General features: G+C 38.1%; 16 protein-coding genes. 13 read left to right on the top strand and 3 right to left on the bottom strand.

The genetic code is table 11. The features are described 5' to 3' along the window. Positions 1-234: 234 nt before the first annotated feature. The 8 genes from dnaN to KHY58_RS08705 all read left to right on the top strand — a co-directional run bounded on the left by dnaN (position 235) and on the right by KHY58_RS08705 (position 7,873). Entirely contained in the window at positions 235-1,347 is a 1,113-nt protein-coding gene (gene dnaN / locus KHY58_RS08740; protein ID WP_004698016.1) for a DNA polymerase III subunit beta, read from the top strand. 24 nt (positions 1,348-1,371) lie between these two features. Further along, the gene (locus tag KHY58_RS08735; RefSeq protein WP_004692943.1) at positions 1,372-1,605 is read left to right on the top strand and encodes an RNA-binding S4 domain-containing protein; all 234 of its coding nucleotides are present in this window, start codon (positions 1,372-1,374) and stop codon (positions 1,603-1,605) included. Between the two features lie 3 nt (positions 1,606-1,608). After that, positions 1,609-2,709 carry a DNA replication/repair protein RecF gene (gene recF, locus KHY58_RS08730; RefSeq protein WP_156697386.1) on the top strand — a complete coding sequence of 367 codons (1,101 nt, stop codon included), beginning with the start codon at positions 1,609-1,611 and terminating at the stop codon, positions 2,707-2,709. Beyond that, the gene (locus KHY58_RS08725; RefSeq protein ID WP_278473087.1) at positions 2,696-3,598 is read left to right on the top strand and encodes a DUF721 domain-containing protein; all 903 of its coding nucleotides are present in this window, start codon (positions 2,696-2,698) and stop codon (positions 3,596-3,598) included. The genes recF and KHY58_RS08725 overlap by 14 nt, the downstream gene beginning before the upstream one ends. Before the next feature lie 12 nt (positions 3,599-3,610). Further along, positions 3,611-3,859 (top strand): DUF370 domain-containing protein, encoded by a 249-nt coding sequence (locus tag KHY58_RS08720; protein WP_105086251.1) that lies wholly within the window; start codon positions 3,611-3,613, stop codon positions 3,857-3,859. Positions 3,860-3,936: 77 nt separating this feature from the next. Continuing rightward, positions 3,937-5,838: a DNA topoisomerase (ATP-hydrolyzing) subunit B gene (gene gyrB, locus KHY58_RS08715; RefSeq protein WP_004698069.1), complete on the top strand. Its 1,902-nt coding sequence runs from the start codon at positions 3,937-3,939 to the stop codon at positions 5,836-5,838. Between the two features lie 10 nt (positions 5,839-5,848). Next, the gene (locus tag KHY58_RS08710; RefSeq protein WP_004698078.1) at positions 5,849-7,330 is read left to right on the top strand and encodes an amino acid permease; all 1,482 of its coding nucleotides are present in this window, start codon (positions 5,849-5,851) and stop codon (positions 7,328-7,330) included. 225 nt (positions 7,331-7,555) lie between these two features. After that, positions 7,556-7,873 (top strand): YbjQ family protein, encoded by a 318-nt coding sequence (locus KHY58_RS08705; RefSeq protein ID WP_004692937.1) that lies wholly within the window; start codon positions 7,556-7,558, stop codon positions 7,871-7,873. A 237-nt stretch (positions 7,874-8,110) separates the two neighbouring features. Here the strand turns inward: KHY58_RS08705 and KHY58_RS08700 are convergent, their stop codons facing one another. The 3 genes from KHY58_RS08700 to KHY58_RS08690 form a co-directional block, all read right to left on the bottom strand. Further along, entirely contained in the window at positions 8,111-11,173 is a 3,063-nt protein-coding gene (locus KHY58_RS08700) for an efflux RND transporter permease subunit (protein ID WP_278473080.1), read from the bottom strand. After that, a complete protein-coding gene (locus tag KHY58_RS08695) occupies positions 11,170-12,234 on the bottom strand; it encodes an efflux RND transporter periplasmic adaptor subunit (protein ID WP_156697390.1) in 1,065 nt (354 codons plus the stop codon). Before KHY58_RS08695 ends, KHY58_RS08700 begins: the two co-directional genes overlap by 4 nt. 429 nt (positions 12,235-12,663) lie before the next feature. Further along, on the bottom strand, positions 12,664-14,019 hold the full coding sequence (locus KHY58_RS08690; protein ID WP_004692934.1) for a hemolysin family protein: 1,356 nt from the start codon (positions 14,017-14,019) through the stop codon (positions 12,664-12,666). A 254-nt stretch (positions 14,020-14,273) separates the two neighbouring features. On the opposite strand from KHY58_RS08690, the gene KHY58_RS08685 reads away from it, so the two are divergent. The 5 genes from KHY58_RS08685 to KHY58_RS08665 all read left to right on the top strand — a co-directional run bounded on the left by KHY58_RS08685 (position 14,274) and on the right by KHY58_RS08665 (position 21,500). Further along, on the top strand, positions 14,274-14,873 hold the full coding sequence (locus KHY58_RS08685; RefSeq protein WP_118091643.1) for a class I SAM-dependent methyltransferase: 600 nt from the start codon (positions 14,274-14,276) through the stop codon (positions 14,871-14,873). Between the two features lie 437 nt (positions 14,874-15,310). Then, the gene (locus KHY58_RS08680) at positions 15,311-16,417 is read left to right on the top strand and encodes a transcriptional regulator (RefSeq protein WP_278473077.1); all 1,107 of its coding nucleotides are present in this window, start codon (positions 15,311-15,313) and stop codon (positions 16,415-16,417) included. A 334-nt stretch (positions 16,418-16,751) separates the two neighbouring features. After that, positions 16,752-18,785, top strand: a complete 2,034-nt coding sequence (locus KHY58_RS08675; RefSeq protein WP_278473075.1) for an LTA synthase family protein — start codon at positions 16,752-16,754, stop codon at positions 18,783-18,785. A gap of 44 nt (positions 18,786-18,829) precedes the next feature. Then, positions 18,830-20,491: a PIG-L family deacetylase gene (locus tag KHY58_RS08670; protein WP_278473073.1), complete on the top strand. Its 1,662-nt coding sequence runs from the start codon at positions 18,830-18,832 to the stop codon at positions 20,489-20,491. 13 nt (positions 20,492-20,504) lie between these two features. Beyond that, complete coding sequence (locus KHY58_RS08665) at positions 20,505-21,500, top strand: glycosyltransferase family 2 protein (protein WP_004692929.1); 996 nt, start codon at positions 20,505-20,507, stop codon at positions 21,498-21,500. The last annotated feature ends 31 nt before the right edge of the window (positions 21,501-21,531 follow it).

Below are 21,531 nucleotides of genomic sequence, written 5' to 3'. Positions count from 1 at the left end.
AGTTATACACAACTCATAATTCACACAGTTAGTGGCGCCAAATCACTTTTACACATATAAACAGGTCCCTACTATTACTACTACTAAAACTAACAAACAATCAAAAAACCAGTAGAAATAGATCTACAGTAGAATATCTATAGAGCATCTACGATAATAAACATACAATATTACAAACAAAGCAAGTAATTATTAGTGCTTTTACAATATATAAAAATCATAAAGGAGTAACATATGCATATTACATTCCCAAAAGCAAATCTCCAAAAAGCAATTAACGTATTGCAAAAGGTATCTCAAAATAAAACAAGTTCCAACTTACCAGGCGCTATTTACATGACTACAAAAAATGGTCAAGTAGAATTGCAAGGTAACGACTTTGAACTCGGCATTCGCTTAACCATCGATGGAGACATTAAAGAACCTGGTACTTTAGTGGTAGGCTCCCGCTATTTCCAAGAATTAATTCGCAAATTACCTGGCGATACTATTGAACTTTACAAACCAGAAGATGGAAATTCTTTGACCATCACATCTGGATCTTCCGAATTTAACCTTGTTACATTACACCCAGATGATTTCTCCTTGGTAGAACAAATTCACGACCAAGATCATGTAAACATTGATAGCTTTGCTATGAAAGAACTCATCGATTTAACAAATTATGCAGCTGCTACTGATGAAGACCGACCTGTATTTACCGGTGCTCTTCTTGAAATCAAAGAAAACGAAGTGACTATGGTTGCTACCGATACACACCGTATGGCTGTTAAAAAAATTACCATCGATGAACCAGCAACGACTCCAATGCGTGCTATCATTCCAACAAAAACGTTAGCTGAAGTATCTCGTTTATTACCAACAGATAATCCAGCTATGATCAATATTATTTGGAATCGCACACAAATCGTATTCAATTTTGAATCTATTTATATTATTTCTCGCTTAATCGAAGGTACATACCCTGAATATGAAAAGGTAATTCCTTCTCAATTCGATTCTAGCGCTGTAATTGATCGCCGCGAATTTGCTGGTGCTGTTGATCGCGTATCCTTGTTGGCTAAAGACATCAGCTATAATGTAATTCGTTATGATTGGTCTGAAAGCAATGTCACATTGTCTACTCAAAATACTGAAATCGGTATGGCAAAAGAAGACGTAGCTGTTGAATTTAAAGGTACACCTTTCACAATCTCCTTCAATGGTCGCTACATCTCTGACATCTTGCGTCACAGCACAGGCGATAATATTCACTTGTTCTTAAAACAAAATGGTCCTGTTGTCATTCGCCAAGACAATAATCCGAACTATACATACGTAGTAACACCAGTTCGCACAAATGCTTGACCTTTATCACTTTAGGAGAACGTTATGAAAGAGCAACAGCAGGTACCCATTCATACGGAGTACATTCAAATTGATCAGTTGTTGAAGTTAGAAGGCATCATTGAAACAGGTGGTCAAATAAAATCTTTCATCGATGAAGGCATCCTTACCTTGAATGGTCAGGTTGTAACGGAAAAACGCAAGAAATGCCGCGTTGGTGATGTGATTTCTTGTGAAGGTCTCGATGTAGACCTCGTGATTACACAAGAGGAGGCATAATCGGTGAGAATTGACTCACTGCAGTTATTTCAGTTTCGTAATTATAAGGATGTACAGATACAGTTTAATCCTGAGATTATTGTTCTATATGGCACTAATGGGGCTGGTAAGACGAATATCCTCGAATCGATTTATGTTGGTACGATTGGTAAAAGCCATCGTACGAATGATACGTCAGATATGCTCATGTTCAATGCTGAAGAAGCTGGCATTGTGGTAAAGTTCGAGAAAAAGGATACGCCTCAAAAGGTAAATATTAAATTATTCCGTCAAGGTCCTAAGGATATTCGATTAAACGACACAAAAATATCTCAAAAAGAACTGATTGGTACATTAAATACAGTTATCTTCTGTCCTGAAGACTTACAGCTCATCAAGGGAACTCCGTCTGGACGTAGGCGTTTTCTCGATATGGAAATATCTCAGACCAGCGCTATTTACTATCATCAATTGATGCAGTATAATCGGTTGTTACAGCAACGAAATGCAGTTCTAAAAGAATATAGAGGAAAGAATAATATTCCTCTTGAAGAATGGGATTTGCAGCTAGCAGATATGGCGAGCTTTATCGTAAAGAAACGATTAGAAAGCTTAAAAAAAATTAATTTGCTCATTGATTTGATGAATCGTAAATTGACAGGTGGCCTTGAGAATTTAACCATTGGTTATGAACAGCCGTATATGGACAATGGTGCATTGGAATATACAAAGGAAGGCTTTTACGAACGCATTAAAGCAGCGTTGCCGCAGGATCGTCATCGATTGAGTACTAGCGTTGGCCCTCATCGCGATGATTTACGATTTTTTTCCGATGCTATGGATTTAAAGAAATTTGGATCCCAAGGTCAGCAACGAACCGCTGTATTGTCCTTAAAGTTGAGTGAGCTTGAATTTATCAAGTCAGAGGTAGGAGAATATCCAGTTCTTCTCTTGGATGATGTATTGAGCGAACTTGATGAGTCGAGACGAACGAATTTATTGCAGTTTATTCATAAACGAATTCAAACATTTATTACCACTACAGATATTCACGATTTTAAAGATTTGAAATCCGTTCAATTTATTTCTTGTGAAGGGGGACAGGTTCAGTATGGACAGCCTTGATCTTTGTTTACCAAAGGCCTTAGCAGAACTGAATTTACTGGAACAATATAAATTAAATACCCTTGTTCACAAGTGGCGTGATGTAGTAGGTGATGTTATCGCGGATCATACAAAAATTGTGTCCATCAAGCCTCCAAATATGGTTATCAGTGCAGATAATTCCATGTGGATGCAGGAATTACAGATGCAAAAACGTCGTATCATCGAGGCTATCAACAAGTATTACCGCCAAGAGGTAATCATCGATATTCGCTTCATCATGAAACGTCAGAGCTATGTGAAAGTAGAAACTAATACGTCTCTTACGATTCCTGATGAACAAATTATTACAAAACGTATTAACTTTGCAGATATCGTGCTTTCAAAAGAAGACGTAGACGCTATCGATACATCGTTGAAACAAACGGATAACGAAGCATTAAAAGCTGCTTTCCGGAAAGTACAGATTACGGCTCGTAAGAGAGAAATCTATTTAGAGCAGCATGGATACCATCGTTGTAAACGATGTGGCATGCATATGAAATCTAAAAAGGAAATCTGTCCAACCTGTGAATATGAATTGCATCGAAAACATATTAAGGACATTAAGTCTGTGATTAGAAAATATCCGTACTTTAAATACAGCGACTGTCAGCAATTTATACAGTGTAGTTTTTCAGACTTTGCAGAAGCGATGCGAGAATCCATATACTTTTACCTTGATAAGATTTATAAAGGATCTATCAATCGCCGTCATATGTTTATGGTGGCCATGCTCATTACCCACAAAAAACCTGATGAATTGACGGATCAGCACGTTATTAATTTGTGTAATAAATATCGGTCTAAGTTCCTTGCTGAAGAGGAGCAGCGCAAAATTGATGCCCTTAATGGGACATTAGAAAAGTAGAGGGGGATTCTTATGTACGTTCATATTGGGGATACCGTTTCCGTGCCTATCGAATCTATCATTACTATGGTGCACGCAAAGGGCGGAAAGTCCCATAAAAGTCCTATTCATCACTATGAAACGCTAGAATATATCGCCATGGTGCCAGAGGAGCAAATCAAGACATATGTGGTCACAGATGACTGTGTGTATGGATCTGGTATCAGTATTAAGACTTTAATGAGACGGATTGATGAGTTTTATAGTATAATAAAGAGATAAAGTTTAATCCTGTACATGTTTTGTTACTTTATTTCAATCAAGTGCAGTATGATAGATTGTTAGGAGGAGTTTGTTTCATGCCTGAACAAAATTATGGCGCTCAGAATATTCAGGTTCTTGAGGGTCTAGACGCGGTGCGTAAACGCCCAGGGATGTATATTGGTAGTACGTCTGCTCGTGGTTTGCATCACCTCGTATACGAAGTTGTAGATAACTCTGTGGACGAAGCGCTTGCTGGTTATGCTACACATATCGAAGTATCCATCAATCCAGATAACAGTGTTACCGTTGTCGATGATGGTCGTGGTATCCCAACAGGGATGCATGAATCTGGTATGTCTGCGGTAGAGCTAGTATTAACGAAATTGCATGCCGGTGGTAAATTCGGTGGTGGCGGCTACAAGGTATCTGGTGGTCTTCACGGCGTAGGTATTTCCGTAGTTAATGCATTGAGTGAATGGACTAAGGTTCAAGTATCTCAAAATGGTATTGTTCAAGAGATTTCCTTTGCTCGTGGTCATAAAACTTCCGAGTTGCACGAAATTGGCAAGGCCGAAGGCACTGGTACTACAGTTATTTTCAAGCCAGATGCAGAAATCTTTGAAACTACCGTATTTAGCTTTGATACATTGAAAATGCGTTTACAAGAATTGGCATTCCTTAACAAAGGCCTTCGCATTACATTGAGCGATTTGCGCTTAGAGGAACCTCGTGTTGAAAGCTTCCACTATGAAGGTGGTTTGGTTTCTTTCATTACCTTCTTGAACGAAAATAAAGAAGCAATTAATCCAACTGTTATCAACATTGAAAATACAAAAGACGATGTTGTGGTAGATGTAGCATTGCAATATAACGATAGCTATAGCGAAAACTTGTTGTCCTTCGTAAATAACATCAATACGATTGACGGTGGTACACATCTATCTGGTTTCCGTGCTGCCTTGACTCGTACCCTCAATGATTATGGCCGTAAATCTGGTTTGATCAAGGAAAGTGAGTCTAATCTTTCCGGTGAAGACGTACGTGAAGGTTTGACAGCTGTCGTATCTGTAAAAGTGTTGGAACCTCAATTTGAGGGCCAAACAAAAACTAAACTTGGCAATAGCGAAGTTAAAGGTATTACAGACGTTATCGTTACAGAAGGTCTTAAAACATTCTTCGAAGAACATCCTCAAGATGCGAAGAAAATCATCGAAAAAGCAACGATGGCGAGCCGTGCTCGTGAGGCTGCTCGTAAAGCCCGCGACTTAACACGCCGTAAAAATGCGTTGGAAGTATCTAGCCTTCCTGGTAAATTGGCGGACTGCTCCGAAAAAGATACATCTATGACTGAAATTTATCTTGTGGAAGGTGATTCTGCAGGTGGTTCTGCAAAACAAGGTCGCGATCGTCGTTACCAAGCGATTTTGCCATTGCGTGGTAAAATCCTCAACGTGGAAAAAGCACGTCTAGATAAGATTTTGGCTAATAACGAAATTCGCTCCATGATTACCGCTTTTGGTACAGGTATTGGCGATGAATTCGATATTACAAAATCCCGTTATAACAAGATTATTATAATGACAGATGCGGACGTTGACGGCGCTCACATCCGTACATTGTTATTAACATTCTTCTACCGCTATATGAAACCATTGGTAGAGGAAGGTCATATCTATATTGCTCAACCACCTTTGTATCAAATCAAGAAGGGTAAATCTCACTGGTATGTATACTCTGATGCAGAGTTGACTGCTAAACTTGATGAAGTAGGTCGCGATGGTACTACAATTCAACGTTATAAAGGTTTAGGTGAAATGAATCCTGAACAATTATGGGAAACTACAATGAACCCTGATAATCGTACGATTTTACAAGTTAGCTTAGAAGATTCTATCGAAGCTGACAAAATCTTTACAGTCCTCATGGGTGATAAGGTAGAGCCTCGTCGTAAATTTATTGAAGATAACGCGAAATACGTGCGTAATCTAGATTTGTAAGAGGTGACCCATGTCTGAAAATCATAATAGTAACGTAGAGTTTACGTCTAACAAAGATCAACACCTAAAACGGTCCTTAAAAGCGCGTCATATGAATATGATTGCTTTAGGTGGTGCTATCGGTACAGGTTTATTCGTTGCTGGTGGTGAAGTGGTAAGTACAGCTGGCCCTGGTGGTGCTCTTGTAGCTTATGGCCTCATTGGTATCATGGTGTATTTTCTCATGACATCTCTTGGGGAAATGGCTACATACTTGCCAATTCCAGGTTCCTTCGGGACTTACGCAAAACGCTATGTAGATCCTGCCTTTGGTTTTGCCTTAGGTTGGAATTACTGGTTTAATTGGGCTATTACTTTGGCTGCTGAAGTATTAGCAGGGGCGCTCATCATGAAATATTGGTTCCCTGATGTACCTGCCATCGTATGGTCTGCTCTGTTCTTGCTCATTTTATTCGGCTTGAACTATTTATCTACTCGTTCCTTTGGTGAAAGTGAATATGTGTTCTCTAGCATCAAGGTGATTACCGTATTTGTATTCCTATTCTGTGGCTTTATGCTCATCTTTGGCATTGGTGGCACATCTCCAGGATTTGCAAACTGGACTGTAGGTGAAGCTCCATTTGTAGGTGGCTGGGAATCTATTCTTGCTATCTTTATGGTGGCAGGATTCTCCTTCCAAGGTACTGAACTGATCGGTGTAGCCGCTGGTGAAGCGGAAGACCCTGAAAAGAATGTGCCAAAAGCGATTAATACAATCTTCTGGCGTATTCTATTATTCTATATCGGTGCTTTCACGGTTATCGGTTTCTTGATTCCGTACACAGATCCAAATTTGTTGAACTCTAGTGTAGAGAACGTATCTATTTCTCCATTTACACTCGTATTTGACCGCTTTGGTTTTGCCTTTGCTGCTAGCTTTATCAATGCTATCATCTTAACAGCTGTATTGAGTGCTGGTAACTCTGGTCTGTACTCTTCTACGCGTATGTTGTACGCACTCGCTAAGGAAGGTCAAGCACCTCAAATTTTTGCTAAGTTAAATAAACGTGGCGTTCCAGTGCCTGCGTTAATCTTAACGACAGCAATCGGTTTATTTGCGTTCCTAACAAGCTTTATCGGTGAAGGTACAGCTTATACATGGATTGTTAATATCTCTGGTTTATGTGGTTTCATCGCATGGGTTGGTATCGCCGTGTCTCACTATCGTTTCCGCCGTGCTTTCATCGCACAAGGCAGAGATCTTAGTGAATTGCCATACAAAGCGTGGTTATTCCCAGTTGGCCCAATTTTGGCGTTCATTCTTTGCGTCATTATCATCTGTGGTCAAAACTACTCCGCTTTCACAGGTGATACCATCGACTGGTACGGCGTATCCGTTGCCTACATTGGCTTACCAATCTTCTTCGCAGTTTACCTTGGTTACAAATACATCAACAAAACTAAAGTTGTGCCGTTGAAAGAAGTTAACTTAGACCGCGATTTTGATAGATAAAAATATAAAATTAGACCTGTTCATTATGAAAGTAGTGAACAGGTCTTTTTTTGATGTATAATATGTAAATTTTTGATGTATAATATGTAAATTTTTGATATATAGTATGTAATTTTTGGAGATACAATATGTAATTGTTTTATGTGAAAGCTATATTTGTTTTTATCTAAAAGTCTTGTTATAATAAATTAAAATATATTGTAATCAATTAGAAAGGATACAATTATGATTATTACTACAACTATGCATATTGAAAACAAACCTGTACAAGAGTACAAAGGTATTGTATTTGGTGAAGTCGTAGAAGGCCGTAACTTTGTGAAAGATTTCATGTCTGGCATTCGCGATATCGTTGGTGGTCGTAGTGGCAGCTATGAAGATTCTTTGATGAATGCGCGCAAAGCAGCTCTCGACGAAATGTCTCAACGAGCTTCTAAATTGGGTGCTAATGCTATTATTGGTGTATCCTTCCAATACAGCACAGTAGGTGCACAAAATGGCATGCTTATGATTACATGCAATGGTACAGCCGTTGTAGTTTAATAAATAATAGACTAAGTCAGATATAATTATTAATATAATCCTAAGGGAAATAAGTAAGTCGTAATGTATTATTGTGACTAAAAAAACAGCAGGGGAAAGCCCTGCTGTTTTTTTATATGATATTTATTAAAAAACCCCCTATAAAAAGTATTAGAAACTTTTATAGGGGGTTTTTTGTATTGTGGTTTATCTATATATCTTATAGATAATAAAAAAGCAGAAATAATTACTGCTTTTTTATTTTACCTTATACCAGCTTGCATACATGACTGGTAATACGATGAGTGTTAGAACCGTCGCCACTAGTAAGCCGCCACTAAAGGCGATGGCCAATGGGCTCCAGAATACAGATCCCATGAGAGGAATCATGCCTAAAATCGCTGCGATAGCGGTAAGCATGATAGGGCGGAAACGAAGTGTAGCGGAGTTGATAATCGCTTCACGAGGTTCTTGTCCTTCTGCCTTGTGAATTTCGATTTGGTCTAACAAGATAATGGAGTTACGGATGATCATACCCGAGAGGGCGATAATCCCTAGAATAGCCATAAAGCCTAATGGCGTTCTCGTAATATTGAGTGCTAATACAACACCGATTAGTCCCAATGGAGCAGTGAGTAGAGCCATTATCATGAGGGCGATACGCTTTAATTGGAACATGAGGATTGTCATGATTACAAAGAGCATAATTGGCATTGGTGTTAATAGCTTTTGAACGGCTGTTTCACTCTTTTCAGCGGCGCCGTCTAGGTCAATAGAATAGCCTGTAGGCAAGGAATCGCGAATGTCTTGTAAGGATTTGTAAACCTCTTTCGTTTTCGCATTACCCAATACACCTGCTTTTACATTGGCATGCACACTAATGGTTGGCATCATATTGCGATGCCAGATAATACCATCCTCTTGTGTCATGGTAATGGTTGCAATTTGGCTAAGTGGTACATAGGAGCCATTTCCTGTTTGAATTGGCAAGGATGAAAGAGCACTTAAGTTATGTTGCTCATTGTCACCTAAACGGAAGGTAATAGGAATGGTTTGGTTCCCTTCATAGTATTCACCAGATTTAGTACCAGACAATAGACTTTGCAAGTGCAAGGATACAGCATAGCTATCGATGCCGAGTAAACGTGCCTTGTTTGGATCGATGTGAATATTGGCTACAGGTTCTGTATCTGGCCAGTCAAAGGCGATATTTTGTAAGTCTTTATCGTCTTGCATTTTAGCTTTTACTTGATTTGCAATTTCTTTTACCACCTTTTGATCAGGGCCAGTAACGCGAAGCATGACTGGAAATTTGGATGGTGGACCGATTTGTAAGAATTGCGTATTTACAAGGGCCGATGGGAATTGCTCGTTTAAATACGGAGTCAATTCAGCATAGAGTTTATCGCGATCCTCTAAGGATTTTGTAACAATTACATATTGCAAGAAGTTGTTCCGTTGCAATTCTGGCTCTAAGGTGAGGACGAAACGTGGAGAACCTTGTCCAATGTAGGAGGTGAAGGTTGCAATGCGCTCGTCGTCTTTCAAATGTTCATCGATGAGTTTTGCTTGGTTAGCAGTATATTCGATAGATGAGCTTTGAGGAAATTGCATGGATATAATGATTTCATTACGCGTTGATGATGGGAAAAATTCCTGTTTGATCAATGGTAGTGAAAGCAAGGATAAAACGAAAGCTCCTAATGTGGCCAGTAGGACTATCTTGTGATGTCCTAGAGCCCAATGTAATAGTTTTTCAAACTTATCATAGAAGGTCACATTGAGCTTGTGCATGATACGGTCTCGTTTAGTCCATTCCGATTCCGGCTTGGGAGCCTTGTTTTCGATGATTTTATAACCCAATACAGGGCTGACGAGAACAGAGGCAAACCAAGATAGAATAAGTGCCATAAATACAACGATGGATAGGGATTTTGTAAACTCTGCTACCATGCCTTGTGCTAGTGCTAACGGCAAGAAGCCTGCACAAGTAATGAGTGTACCAGATAGCATAGGGAATGCTGTCGATTCGTAAGCAAAGGTAGCCGATTTAAAGTGACCCCATCCTTCTTCGAGCTTAACGCTCATCATTTCTACAACGATGATGGCATCGTCTACGAGGAGGCCTAAAGCTAGGATTAAGGCACCTAAGCTAACCTTATGTAGATAGATGCCGCTTTCATACATCAAGATGAACGTTGTAGACACAACGACTGGAATGGTGAGGGCTACAACGATACCGGTTCGTAAGCCGAGAGATGCAAAGCTTACGAGCAATACGATGGCGATGGCTTCAAATAAGGATTGAGAGAAATCGCCGATGGATTCCTTAACGATATGCGGTTGATTCGATACTTGATTGAGTTCGAGGCCGGCAGGAATCGTTTTCTGTAATTCCCCGAGTTTTTTGTCGATGGCTTCGCCGAATTCGATATTATTGCCCCCTGCATCCATGGAGATAGCGATGCCAATGGCTGGCTTACCTTTGTAATAGAACTGTGGATCGCTAGGGTCTTGGTAGGTCATGGTTACATCAGCCATGTCACCGAGGCGCAACGTTTGATTATTGATGCGGATCGGCATATCTCGCACCGCTTGAGGACTATCGAATAGGCCGTTGACGCGGAGATATACATTGTTTGTATCTGTTGTAATCACACCAGCTGGAACCATCATACTTTGCTGTTTAAGCGCTGTTAACAGCTGTTGTGTACTGACTTTATAGGATGCGAGTTTATCCTTGTTTATGGTTACATTGAGGGTTTGCTGTTGAACTCCAATGAGGCTGATTTTCTTAACATTAGGCACAGATAAAAGCTGACGTTTTAGGTCTTCTGCTTGTTGTCGTTTTTCTTCGTACGAATACTCATCACCGCTGATGGCATAGATAATGCCATATACGTCGTCGAACCTGTCGTTGATGGTCGGTCCTTGAACGCCTGCAGGCAATGATTTCCATTCGTCGTTGATCATATTCCGCGCTTCTTCCCAAGCGGGACGAATTTTATCGGATGGCAAATCCTCTCTTAAATTGATATAAATAACGGATTTGCTGCCATCTGTGAAAGATTTTGTATAATCTACACCAGGAAGGTCGCGTAGTTTTTCTTCGAGTTTGTCCGTTACCTGATCCGACATTTCTTGTGGAGAAGCCCCCGGCCAAGCAACACCGACCACCATAGTTCGCATCGTAAAATCAGGATCTTCCATGCGTCCCATATGGGTGAATGAGAAGATACCGAAGGTGAGGAGCACAGCCATGAAGTAGTAGATAATGGACTTGTGTTTAAGAGCCCATTCGGCTAAGTTAAATTGTTTCATTGACTAACCGCCGTCCCTTCTTGTAATTGTTGGGTACCTGCGGTGATGACAATGTCACCTTTAGCTAAACCAGATGTGACGATGACGGAGTTCTTACCGAACTCACCAGTCTTGATAGGCACAAGATGAGCCTTCTTATCGCGGATGATATAGACCGCATTATTGCCGTTAGAGTCTTTTACAAGAGCCGTTAACGGAATAGAAATATTGGTACTATCTGTGGTAGATAGATTAGCATTGACCGTCATACCTAGTTGTACCTCTTTAGGCGCATTTTGCAAGGTGATTTTTACGGTATACGTTCTCGCTACAGGGTCAGGAACTGGTGAAATTTCACGTACAACGCCTTGTACTGTTACATCTGGTAAGGCCCAGAAGGTAATAGTAGCAGGGCTTCCTACATGAATTTTACTCAACTCTTGTTCAGGAAGGGCAATGACTGCTTCTGGATTGTGACCAGCTGCTAAGGTACCAACGCTTTGACCGGCTGCTACGACTTGTCCTGCTTCAATATTGAAAGCTGTAATAATACCTGTATCAGGAGCCGTTAAATTAGTATAGCTATTTTGATTACTACTCAAATTAAGGTTTGCTTGTGCTTGTTGTAATTGAGCAGATGTGGCATTCAATTGGTTTTCAGCTTGGTCTAATTGCAATTTACTAATCGCTTGTTGTGCATAAAGCTCGCGGTATCGTTTAGCATTGGTTTCTGCCAATTCGTAGGCCGATTGAGCAGCTTTTACAGCACCTTCAGCATTTTGCACCTGAGCTGATGTATCTGAACCATTGACTTGAGCAATCACTTGGCCTGCTTGCACTACATCACCAACATTTACAAATTTGTTGATGACACGCCCTCCAATTTGAAAGGCTAAGTTTGTTTCTGTTTTATTATGAATGGTGCCTGCATAGCCAGCATCAGTAGTTCCAGACTCTTCACCTATAGTGATGGTACGCACCTTGAGACTTGTATCTTCAGGGGGCTTTTCTGATCCACAACCACTTATGATGGCGGTCCCTATTAATAGGGCTCCTATGGTTGCTATGATTCGTTGATTCATAGAATCTCTCCTTTGACTATCGCATATAAGCCCTATGACACAGAACTACACATAGGTAGTAATCATAGGACTCTATATGTATATTAGAAAACTCTAATTTCTAATTATATATTTTATAGAAAAAACTAATTATATATTTTATACAATTTAATAATACTATATTTATATTGAAAGTTCTAGCCTTTATGCAGAAAATAAAAGAATTATATAATTAATTTATATAATTGATGATATATTTTAACGATAATTTTTAAAAGTAATCTATATTTTGCCAGTATATGTATTACTTATTTTATGAATACAAAAATGTAGCAAAAAAAGTGAGTCCTCTATTGATTGAGCTGTACCCAAAAATATGTCCAATTTTTGGGGTACAGTTCATAGTAAGAGAACTCACTTCTTTAGATTTTGTCTATTTATTTTTGAACTTTATTTTTCTTCTTCTTGTTCTACAATAGGTTCTTCATAGGTTACAAGGATTTTATCGATACGAGTATGATCCATATCGATGACTTCAAAGGTATAGCCGTTCCATTTTGCCTTGTCGAGTTCCTTTGGAATACGACCGAAGAGGACGTTTAAAAGACCGCCCATAGTTTTGTACAAGTCGTCTTCTTCGCCTGGCAATTCTTGATCGATGTGAAAGAATTCTTTAAATTCATCTACGTTGAGAAGGCCATCTACGAGCCATGCTCCATCGCGTTCGATGATCTTGTTTTCTTCTTCCTTGATTTCTTCCTCACCGGAAGGCATAAGGCCTACGATTTCCTCCATGATGTCATGCAAGGTGACAAGGCCAGTGAAACCACCATATTCGTCGAGGATAATTGCTTCGTGAACGCCTTCTGTACGTAGAACGTTCAATAATTTCATGAGTGAAATGGATTCAGGAACGAGAACAGGTTCTTTCAAACAAGCTTTGATGATATCGTGAATGGAACTTTCACTAGGACGTTGCATAATTTGAACTAATACATCGGATACGGTAACGAGACCCTTTAATTCATCCAAGGAATCGGTACCTACAGGAATGCGGTAATGGTTGGCATTCTTGAGGACCTCCATGATCTCGTCTTCCGTGCCATTAAGATCAATCCATTTGAGCTGTGTACGAGGCGTCATGATGTCACCTGCGTTCATATCTGCGAGATGGAAGATATTTTCTACGAGGATAGGTTCTTCCTCTTCGTAAGCACCCATGGCAACGCCTTCAGTAAGCATTTTATTAATTTCAGATTCTGTAACAGGGGCTTCTTCTTTTACAGTAACGCCTAGCATTTTTAAGAGGAATTCTGTGGAAACGCCGAGGAAGCTAACGATTGGTTTTAACGCTACAGATAGCCAGTAAATTGGTTTTGCTACTACAACGGCAATGCTTTCAGGGCTATTTAAGGCCAAGCGTTTAGGCACAAGTTCGCCGATAACGAGGGATAAATAGGTAATGATAGCAACGATAATGAAGGAGCTCACAGAGGCTGCGTATGGTTCGATGCTTGGAATATTTGATACTAAAATTTCTTCTAATGGACTAGAGAAGGTGGCACCAGAATACAAACCAGTTAAAATACCTACGAGGGTGATGCCGATTTGAATGGTAGAGAACATTTCATTTGGGTTCTCTGATAATTCAAAGGCTGTTTTCGCGCGTTCATTGCCTGATTCTGCTAACTCTTCAAGTTTACGTTTTTTCGCATTTACAATGGCTAACTCCGTCATGGAGAATAAACCATTTGCAATGATTAATACGATGATAATGATAAAATCTAAGGTCAGATCACTGTCCATGTAAGTAGATACTCCTTTTTAATGACATATAATTCTGCACATGAGAATAATAGAAATATTACTCCTAGTATACCATATCGACATTAATAAGTGTTTCATATAACAAAAGCACCCGATGTGGATGCTTTTGTTATATACTATAGGTGTTACTGGACTAGTAAATAGTACCCTAATAAGGGTATAGTATGTATAGAAATTAAGATTAATATCAGTATTAGGTCATATAATTTAGGCTTCATAATAGGATTATATAGATGGCAACAGAGCAAGAGTGGGAAAGTGTATTACAAATTAAAACCTCTGGTCGCGATGATAGTCGTTCCGATACGGAGCATCATCCGTACGAGCCGACGGATTATTGCGTGTTGGAGCGTTTAGCAAATAGTGGTCATATTCGCAAGAAAAATACGCTCATCGATTATGGTAGTGGCAAGGGCCGAGTGAGTATTTTCATGGCTTACCAAACGGGCTGCCATTCTATAGGCATCGAATACGATGAACGGCTCTATGAAAAGGCTTTAATTAATGGTGAAAGCCCGGCAACTCGTAATCGTGTAAGCTTTGTACTAGGTGATGCAGCGCTGTATGAATTGCCAGATCAGGCTGATCGATGCTTTTTCTTTAATCCCTTTGCACTCCATACGATTAAGCGGGTATTAGGAAATATTTTTGATTCGCTATATCATAATCCTCGGGAGATTAAGTTATTTTTCTACTATGTTAATGAAGAGGTGGAGAACTTTTTAAATAACCATGTGCGCTTGGAACAAGAGGAACCTATTGATTGTAGTGACCTCTTTGAAGGAAGCGATACAAAGGAACGAATTCTCGTCTATTCAGTTAACTTGTTTTAGTGCAGTAATTTAAGACTTTTATAATAAAATAATTTAAGACCTTTAAAGACATTTATGTAACAATTAGATATATTTTGATGTAATAGTTAAAAATCCGATGGATGCAATACATATTAGATTGATGTAACAAATAAATATAAGATTTTAATATAGTAAGTTTATATATGAATATGATGTATATAAATTTGATTAAATAACCTCGGTTTGAATAGTGTTTTAGTAGTATGAAATGCATACTATTAGGAACGTATTTAAATTAAGGTTTTATTCTATTTTTAAGGAACTTTTACACATATTATTAAGGAAAAAGCAGATAAATTCTGCTATAATAATATATTAGAGATTATAAAATCAATTTATTTTTATGATTCTATACATTGATTCGTATACGCTAATGTAGCGGGTAGGACTGAGTGTATTGAATATAGGAGGTGCATATGGAACTCATCGATACAATGTTGATTGAACGCATTCGTAAAGCGTTAATTAAACGATATGACCGAGATCAACAGATTCAACAAATGATTGAAGAAATTGGTGCAGAGGAAGGCCTTAATGAGACCGAATTATCTATCGTTTACCAAGCGTATTTAGAGGTAAAAGAACGGGTGTACTATACATCTTCTCTCGTTGATTTGTGGAATCAAATTGAAGATGTTCAAAAACGTATGGCCTTATTGCATTCTTACGAATCTTTAGAAGAAGATCTATTTGGTGATGTGTTAGGCGACGATAAGGAAGATATCGTCATTTCTAATACATCTGAACTTGGCAAGGGCGCTAGTTATAATGATGATGCATATGCTATGGAACAGGTACAATTATCTGATGTTCCTGTGCATCATGATTCTACGGTGGGCATGAATCATATTAAATTGAATGAATTAAAATCTATAGGCGGTCTCTTTACTGGTTTTGGTGAAAGCTCTGGTAAGGAAATGGCGGATTTTGAAGATACTGCGATTGAGCACCTTGATGTAAAACCATTAGAAGGCGTTGAAAGCTTAGCAATTCATCATTTAGATGAGGATGAAGCGTTAGATGTAGATGGTCTTGATGAACTTTCAAAAGATAAGAAATCAGAGGCAGCTAACGTGGATGATGAGGATATGTCGTCTATCGATCCATACACGGCGGTGAATGCTTTATTATTTGGTAAAGCCGGTTTAGAGTCCGATAAAACAAATAAGAAGATGGAGAAGCTTCTTAAAAAGAAATTGAAATGCGTTGACGATGAATGGGCGCGTATCAACGGTTCTGAAGATAAGAAATCTAAGGACGATAAAAAATCTAAGAAAGATAAAAAGTCTAAAGAAGATAAAAAAGAGAAAAAACACAAGAAGTCTAAGGAAGAAAAACGTTCTAAAGACGAAGAAAAGTTAAAGAAAAAGAAAGACAAGGCTGAAAAGAAGCTTAAAGTCTTAAACGATAAGTTAAAAACAGTCTTCTTAGCTGATACTTTCAAGAAAAAAGATAAGAAGAAAGACAAGAAAACGGATAAAAAATCCAAAAAGGATGAATCCGCAAAAAAGCAGAATCGATAGTTTCCGTATGGAATAGTAAGGCCTCTGAAAAGATGGTCATGGAGAGTGCTAGTGCAAAGAAATCAGCAGGTGCTGAGACTATCGACCGTGGATGCGGTAAATGCAAACGATGTAAAGGTCCTAAATGTAAGAAATATCCGAAATAATTGATAGTTATGTAATTACTAGAATATTACATAACATATTACGTAGAATATATATGTAGTATATCTAGTTTATGATGTTTTATTACTCATTTAGGCAGTATAGTAATGTAGTTTTGTTACATTTGTAACAATATAGTTGGATTATGTGATATACCAATTAGGTTATAAGATTCAACAGTTAGGGGTTAATGATGAACCGATGGCAGCGATTATTTGAAGGCATACGAACAGAGATTAAGGTATTTATTTTTTTCTCTGTTTTGTTGACTGCATTTAGAATCGTGTTTCTTGCAGTATTTCAATCACAACTGGCTTCCGTGACGATGGAGAATATTCTTACATCCTTGTGGCTAGGCTTTAGATTGAGTCTCAAGACCGTCGGTTCTTTGTGTTTATTGGGATTTTTAGGGGGGACGTTGGTACATACCTTTGTGCCAAAATGGCCGTCCTTGCGCATTAAACAGGTTATCTACTCCATTGCGACTATATTGTTGACTTTCCTATTTTTGGGACGCATTCCATTCTATAAAATTTTCAACTCTTCCTACAACGCAATGCTTATCAATGGTAAAAACGATGATATCGGTGCCATTGTAAATACCGCTATCAATGAATATAATGCCCTCATGTACATCATTGGGGCCGTTGTATTGAGTGCAGCTCTTTGCTGGTTCCTAGTTCGTTTTTTAGCGTGGAACACGAAGAAATATAGTGACTACGCTGTTGACCTAAGGAATGGTGATGATGCGGATAATCTAAGAAATAGTGATTCTGCAGATCATCAACGACTTTGTACTACTTGGTATCCTAAAACGAAGAAAACGCAATGGATGACGGGCATTGGATTAACTGTCGCTATCGGTGTACTCGGCCTATTCTTTAGATTCGGCGGCGCTTTCAGCTATACAAATTCCATCAACTGGGAAAGTGCAGCCCGTCTTAGTTCAAATCTGTTAAACGAAAATATCCTCGATGATGTACAAGCGCTCTATCGTGTTAAAAGCATTGCGAAACGGACGGCTGAGCTGGAGGTTATCAACTTAACACCTCAAGAGTTAAACGAAAAAATCACTTCCGTTGGTGGTAAGTTTAACGGTACAAATTTTGACGGTTCTTTCACGAGAACCATTACGACACAACGATTAGCGGATCAACCGCAGTCTATAAACCTCGTTCTTGGAGAATCCTATGGCTTGTGGCCGTTCCTTGCTGAATATAACGAGCCTGGTGCGTACCTCGTTGAGCAAGGTCGTAAATACGCTGCCAGCCCTCAAGCGATGAGCACGCAACTAGCTCTTGCCCAAGGCACAGGCACGATGCCAGCCATCAATGGTTTGTTGACAGGGATGCCTGATACAGGGCTATATCCTAACTATGAAGGTGAAAGTTTCAAAGAACCTTACGGTTTAGGCATTGGTCCTGTTATGAAAAAGCTAGGCTACAAGACTGTATTTTGGTATGGTGGCTTTAGCACATGGCAAAATGTTAAAAACTTTGTTTTATCTCAAGGTTTCGATGAATTCCACGATGCCTCTGAAATGCCAAGCGAAGACGGCAATGCTTGGGGCGTAGGCGATAAAGACTTGTTTAAAGCTATTTCTGCCTACATGGATCAGCATAGAGGGGAAAAAATCCTCAATGTGATTATGACAACCTCTAATCATCCGCCGTATAGCATCAATGTGGCCAAGGAAGGCTTTGATGCGAGCAAGGTGAAAGGTCATGTACCTGATTCTATTTCCGATGATGAAAAGCAATTGAATGAAATGGGTCATATTTGGTACGCAGACCACGTGATGGGGAACTTTATTGCTAATGAAGAAAAAGCAGATCCGTCTGCGCTCTTCGTCATCACTGGTGATCATAGTGAACGCTTTAACTTTGCTCGTGAAGTAGGGCCTAATGTGGCATCTACGATTCCGATTATCTTCTATGGTCGAGGTATTCATAAAGATTGGCTTGCTCCTAATGCGTTCGGCATGAGTATTCAAATCATTCCAACCTTGGCGGAATTGGTAGGCCGTCCAGGTCAAACCTATGAAGCCATGGTGCCTAGTTTGTTTACACAAGAGGAATTTGTCTTTAACCATAGATTATACCTAGATAAAAACGGAAAAGTCCTAGAACAAAGTGCGAGCATGCCTCAATCCTATGGGGATATGATTAAAAACATGCGAGAATTAGCGGCATGGCGTATTAAACATGGGGATGTTATACAGTAATTGTAAATAATATATAGAATTAGTAATTGGGAGTTTTTCTATTTATGAATACATCTAGTTTTTCTTATGAAAAATTCTTTCATGGTCATTCAGTTATGTTTATTGTTCCTCACGAAGATGATGAGATTAATATGGCTGGTGCCACTATATATGGGGCGATACAAGAAGGGCTAGAGGTATATGTAGTTTTTCTTACAAATGGTGATTATGAATATACTTTTGATGTGCGATGTAATGAGACATATCAAATGGCTAAAGAAATTGGATTACCTCAAGAGAATATTATTTTCTTAGGATTTGGCGATTTTATTGGTCATGAAATCATTTATAATAAATCGGCAATTATTACGAGTCATGCTAATCATAATCAAACATATGGAGCTGATTTTGCTAGTTTAGTAATGTCTAAGCCCAAACCATATTCTTGGAATGGTATTGTAGAATCTGTGATTGATGCAATTTTACATTTTAAACCAGATACAATTATAGCAACGGATTATGATACTCATGTAGACCATAGATTATGTACATTTACAGTTGAAAGTGCAATGGAATGGATTATAAAATATACTGAGTTTAGACCTCAACTTTTAAAAGGCTTTGCTTATGCTACAGGCTATGAAACGATAGATGATTACTATAATAATCACCTATTATCTACTGTAATAAATAAAAAAGCATTACCAACTGATGAATTTAGTACAGGGAATCCAACTTTATCTTGGATACATCGTCTAAGAATTTCGGTTCCTCAAGCATGTCGAGAAAAGAAATTAATACAAAATCCTATTTTTAAGGCTATGGCGTCTCATGTGAGTCAAGAAGGGTATAAACGTGGTTCTCGACTTATTAATGGTGATCAAGTATTTTGGAAAAGAAGAACCGATAATATAGCTTTACATGCAGATATAACAGTTTCATCTGGGAATGCTAACTATCTCAATGACTTTTTACGTTTTAACACTGTAGATGTCAAATCTAATGTATATGATGCAAATAACTATATGTGGATGCCATCAGTAGATGATACAGAACGTAAGGTTCATATTTCTTTTACAAAAATTACTCAGATACAGGTAATTCAGTTATTTGGTAGTGTACATAAGTCTCATGAATTATGCTCTATTCGTATTGAAACTAGTGCTGGTAAACATGTGCAACTAGATGAAATTATTCATATAGGGCAGGGTATATCTTATATTTTTGATAAACCATTATTCTTAGAGTGGATTGATATATATATTGATAAACAATGTTTGGGGTTATCTGAAATAGAATTGTATAGTGCTACTAATGATAAGTATGATTATTGTCATATATTAGCAGATAATCATTTTATGTATAATTGGGTGGTGTATCCAGGCGAAAAAATCCCTATGATTACGTCTTATATTGAAGGCATTAGAAAAGATATGCTTACATATAGAGAATCAGAACAAAAAAATACATATAGATGGCTTATCAATGATAAATATATCGATGAATCTGTATTACAGATTTTGATTGAACGGGAGTTAACAACTAAGCCATTACAATTGCGGCTAGAGTCTATTGATGGTTCTGTATTTTGTGAAGGCACTATTCGTAAAGGTACCTTTAAAGATTGGTTTGCTTTGAAGTGTAATCAATTACAAGATAAATTAGATTATTTACAAGTAAAATCAAAATATAAAAAGGGATATAAAGCGGGAAAAGCTTATAAATAAGAGGGAGTTAATTATGGAAAATCAATATAGACCTTTAGTATCTATAGTTATTCCTGTGTACAAAGCAGAAGAATATATTGGTAAGTGTATCGAAAGTTTACAAAATCAAACATATAGTAATTTACAAATCATATTGATTGAAGATAGTTCACCAGATAATAGTGGACAAATTTGTGATGACTATGCAGCAAAAGATGATAGAATTACTGTTATTCATCATGAGCGTAATATGGGTGTTAGTAAGACGCGAAATGATGGACTTGCTATCGTAAAAGGGGAATACATTGCCTTTGTAGATGGTGATGATTACGTAGCACCGACTATGATAGAAGATTGCTTATCAACAATTAATGAGAAACAAGTAGATGTAGTTGTTTTTGATATCGCTGTTGTAGAAAATGGCAAGATAAGTCCACGACATATGGATGAACGTTATTTCATAGATATTAAAAGTGCATACACAGCATTGATTGAGGATAAAATTCCAAATTATTTATGTAATAAATTTTTTAAAGCAAATGCGTGGAAAGAAATTCGATTAAAAGAAAATACAGATTTTGAGGACCTTATGATTATGCCGTTGGTCTTTAAAAATCTTTCATCTGTATACTATTTACAAAAATCCCTTTACTTTTATAATTGTGATAATGAAAATTCGATTACAAGTAATTGGAGTGCAAAGAGCAAATATGGGTTATTTTGTTCATATTTATATCGTCAACCATTAGCTGAGGAACTAGGTATGACAGACTTTGTGCGATACTGTCGTCATAGAGCCATTCGCAGTGCTGTTGGGGGAATTGGTTTTAACTTAGCAAAACCAGAATTACAAGAAAAACAGATAGAGCATATGCTAGAGTATTTAAAACAAGAGGAACGGTCTTCTGATATACCTTCCATTGGTGCCAAATATCAAGTGTTATTATACGGTGCACTCCATGCTCCATTTATCTCAAAACTGTATGGTCATATGATGTTTGGATTAGAACGAATCAAGAAATCTTTATAATTGAATAAGTAATTAATTTTATATCCGGATT

The sequence above is a fragment of the Veillonella parvula genome, assembly GCF_018366295.1.
Classification (GTDB): Bacteria; Bacillota; Negativicutes; order Veillonellales; family Veillonellaceae; genus Veillonella; species Veillonella parvula_P.
Note: the sequence above shows the minus strand (reverse complement) of the source record. Positions and strands in the feature narration are given on the sequence as shown.

What these genes read in the sequence shown, in the direction of transcription:
- dnaN (WP_004698016.1), top strand. Translation starts at nt 235, where the DNA reads ATGCATATTACATTCCCAAAAGCAAATCTCCAAAAAGCAATTAACGTA.
- KHY58_RS08735 (WP_004692943.1), top strand. Translation starts at nt 1,372, where the DNA reads ATGAAAGAGCAACAGCAGGTACCCATTCATACGGAGTACATTCAAATT.
- KHY58_RS08725 (WP_278473087.1), top strand. Translation starts at nt 2,696, where the DNA reads ATGGACAGCCTTGATCTTTGTTTACCAAAGGCCTTAGCAGAACTGAAT.
- KHY58_RS08720 (WP_105086251.1), top strand. Translation starts at nt 3,611, where the DNA reads ATGTACGTTCATATTGGGGATACCGTTTCCGTGCCTATCGAATCTATC.
- gyrB (WP_004698069.1), top strand. Translation starts at nt 3,937, where the DNA reads ATGCCTGAACAAAATTATGGCGCTCAGAATATTCAGGTTCTTGAGGGT.
- KHY58_RS08710 (WP_004698078.1), top strand. Translation starts at nt 5,849, where the DNA reads ATGTCTGAAAATCATAATAGTAACGTAGAGTTTACGTCTAACAAAGAT.
- KHY58_RS08705 (WP_004692937.1), top strand. Translation starts at nt 7,556, where the DNA reads ATGATTATTACTACAACTATGCATATTGAAAACAAACCTGTACAAGAG.
- KHY58_RS08700 (WP_278473080.1), bottom strand. Translation starts at nt 11,173, where the DNA reads ATGAAACAATTTAACTTAGCCGAATGGGCTCTTAAACACAAGTCCATT.
- KHY58_RS08695 (WP_156697390.1), bottom strand. Translation starts at nt 12,234, where the DNA reads ATGAATCAACGAATCATAGCAACCATAGGAGCCCTATTAATAGGGACC.
- KHY58_RS08690 (WP_004692934.1), bottom strand. Translation starts at nt 14,019, where the DNA reads ATGGACAGTGATCTGACCTTAGATTTTATCATTATCATCGTATTAATC.
- KHY58_RS08685 (WP_118091643.1), top strand. Translation starts at nt 14,274, where the DNA reads ATGGCAACAGAGCAAGAGTGGGAAAGTGTATTACAAATTAAAACCTCT.
- KHY58_RS08680 (WP_278473077.1), top strand. Translation starts at nt 15,311, where the DNA reads ATGGAACTCATCGATACAATGTTGATTGAACGCATTCGTAAAGCGTTA.
- KHY58_RS08675 (WP_278473075.1), top strand. Translation starts at nt 16,752, where the DNA reads ATGATGAACCGATGGCAGCGATTATTTGAAGGCATACGAACAGAGATT.
- KHY58_RS08670 (WP_278473073.1), top strand. Translation starts at nt 18,830, where the DNA reads ATGAATACATCTAGTTTTTCTTATGAAAAATTCTTTCATGGTCATTCA.
- KHY58_RS08665 (WP_004692929.1), top strand. Translation starts at nt 20,505, where the DNA reads ATGGAAAATCAATATAGACCTTTAGTATCTATAGTTATTCCTGTGTAC.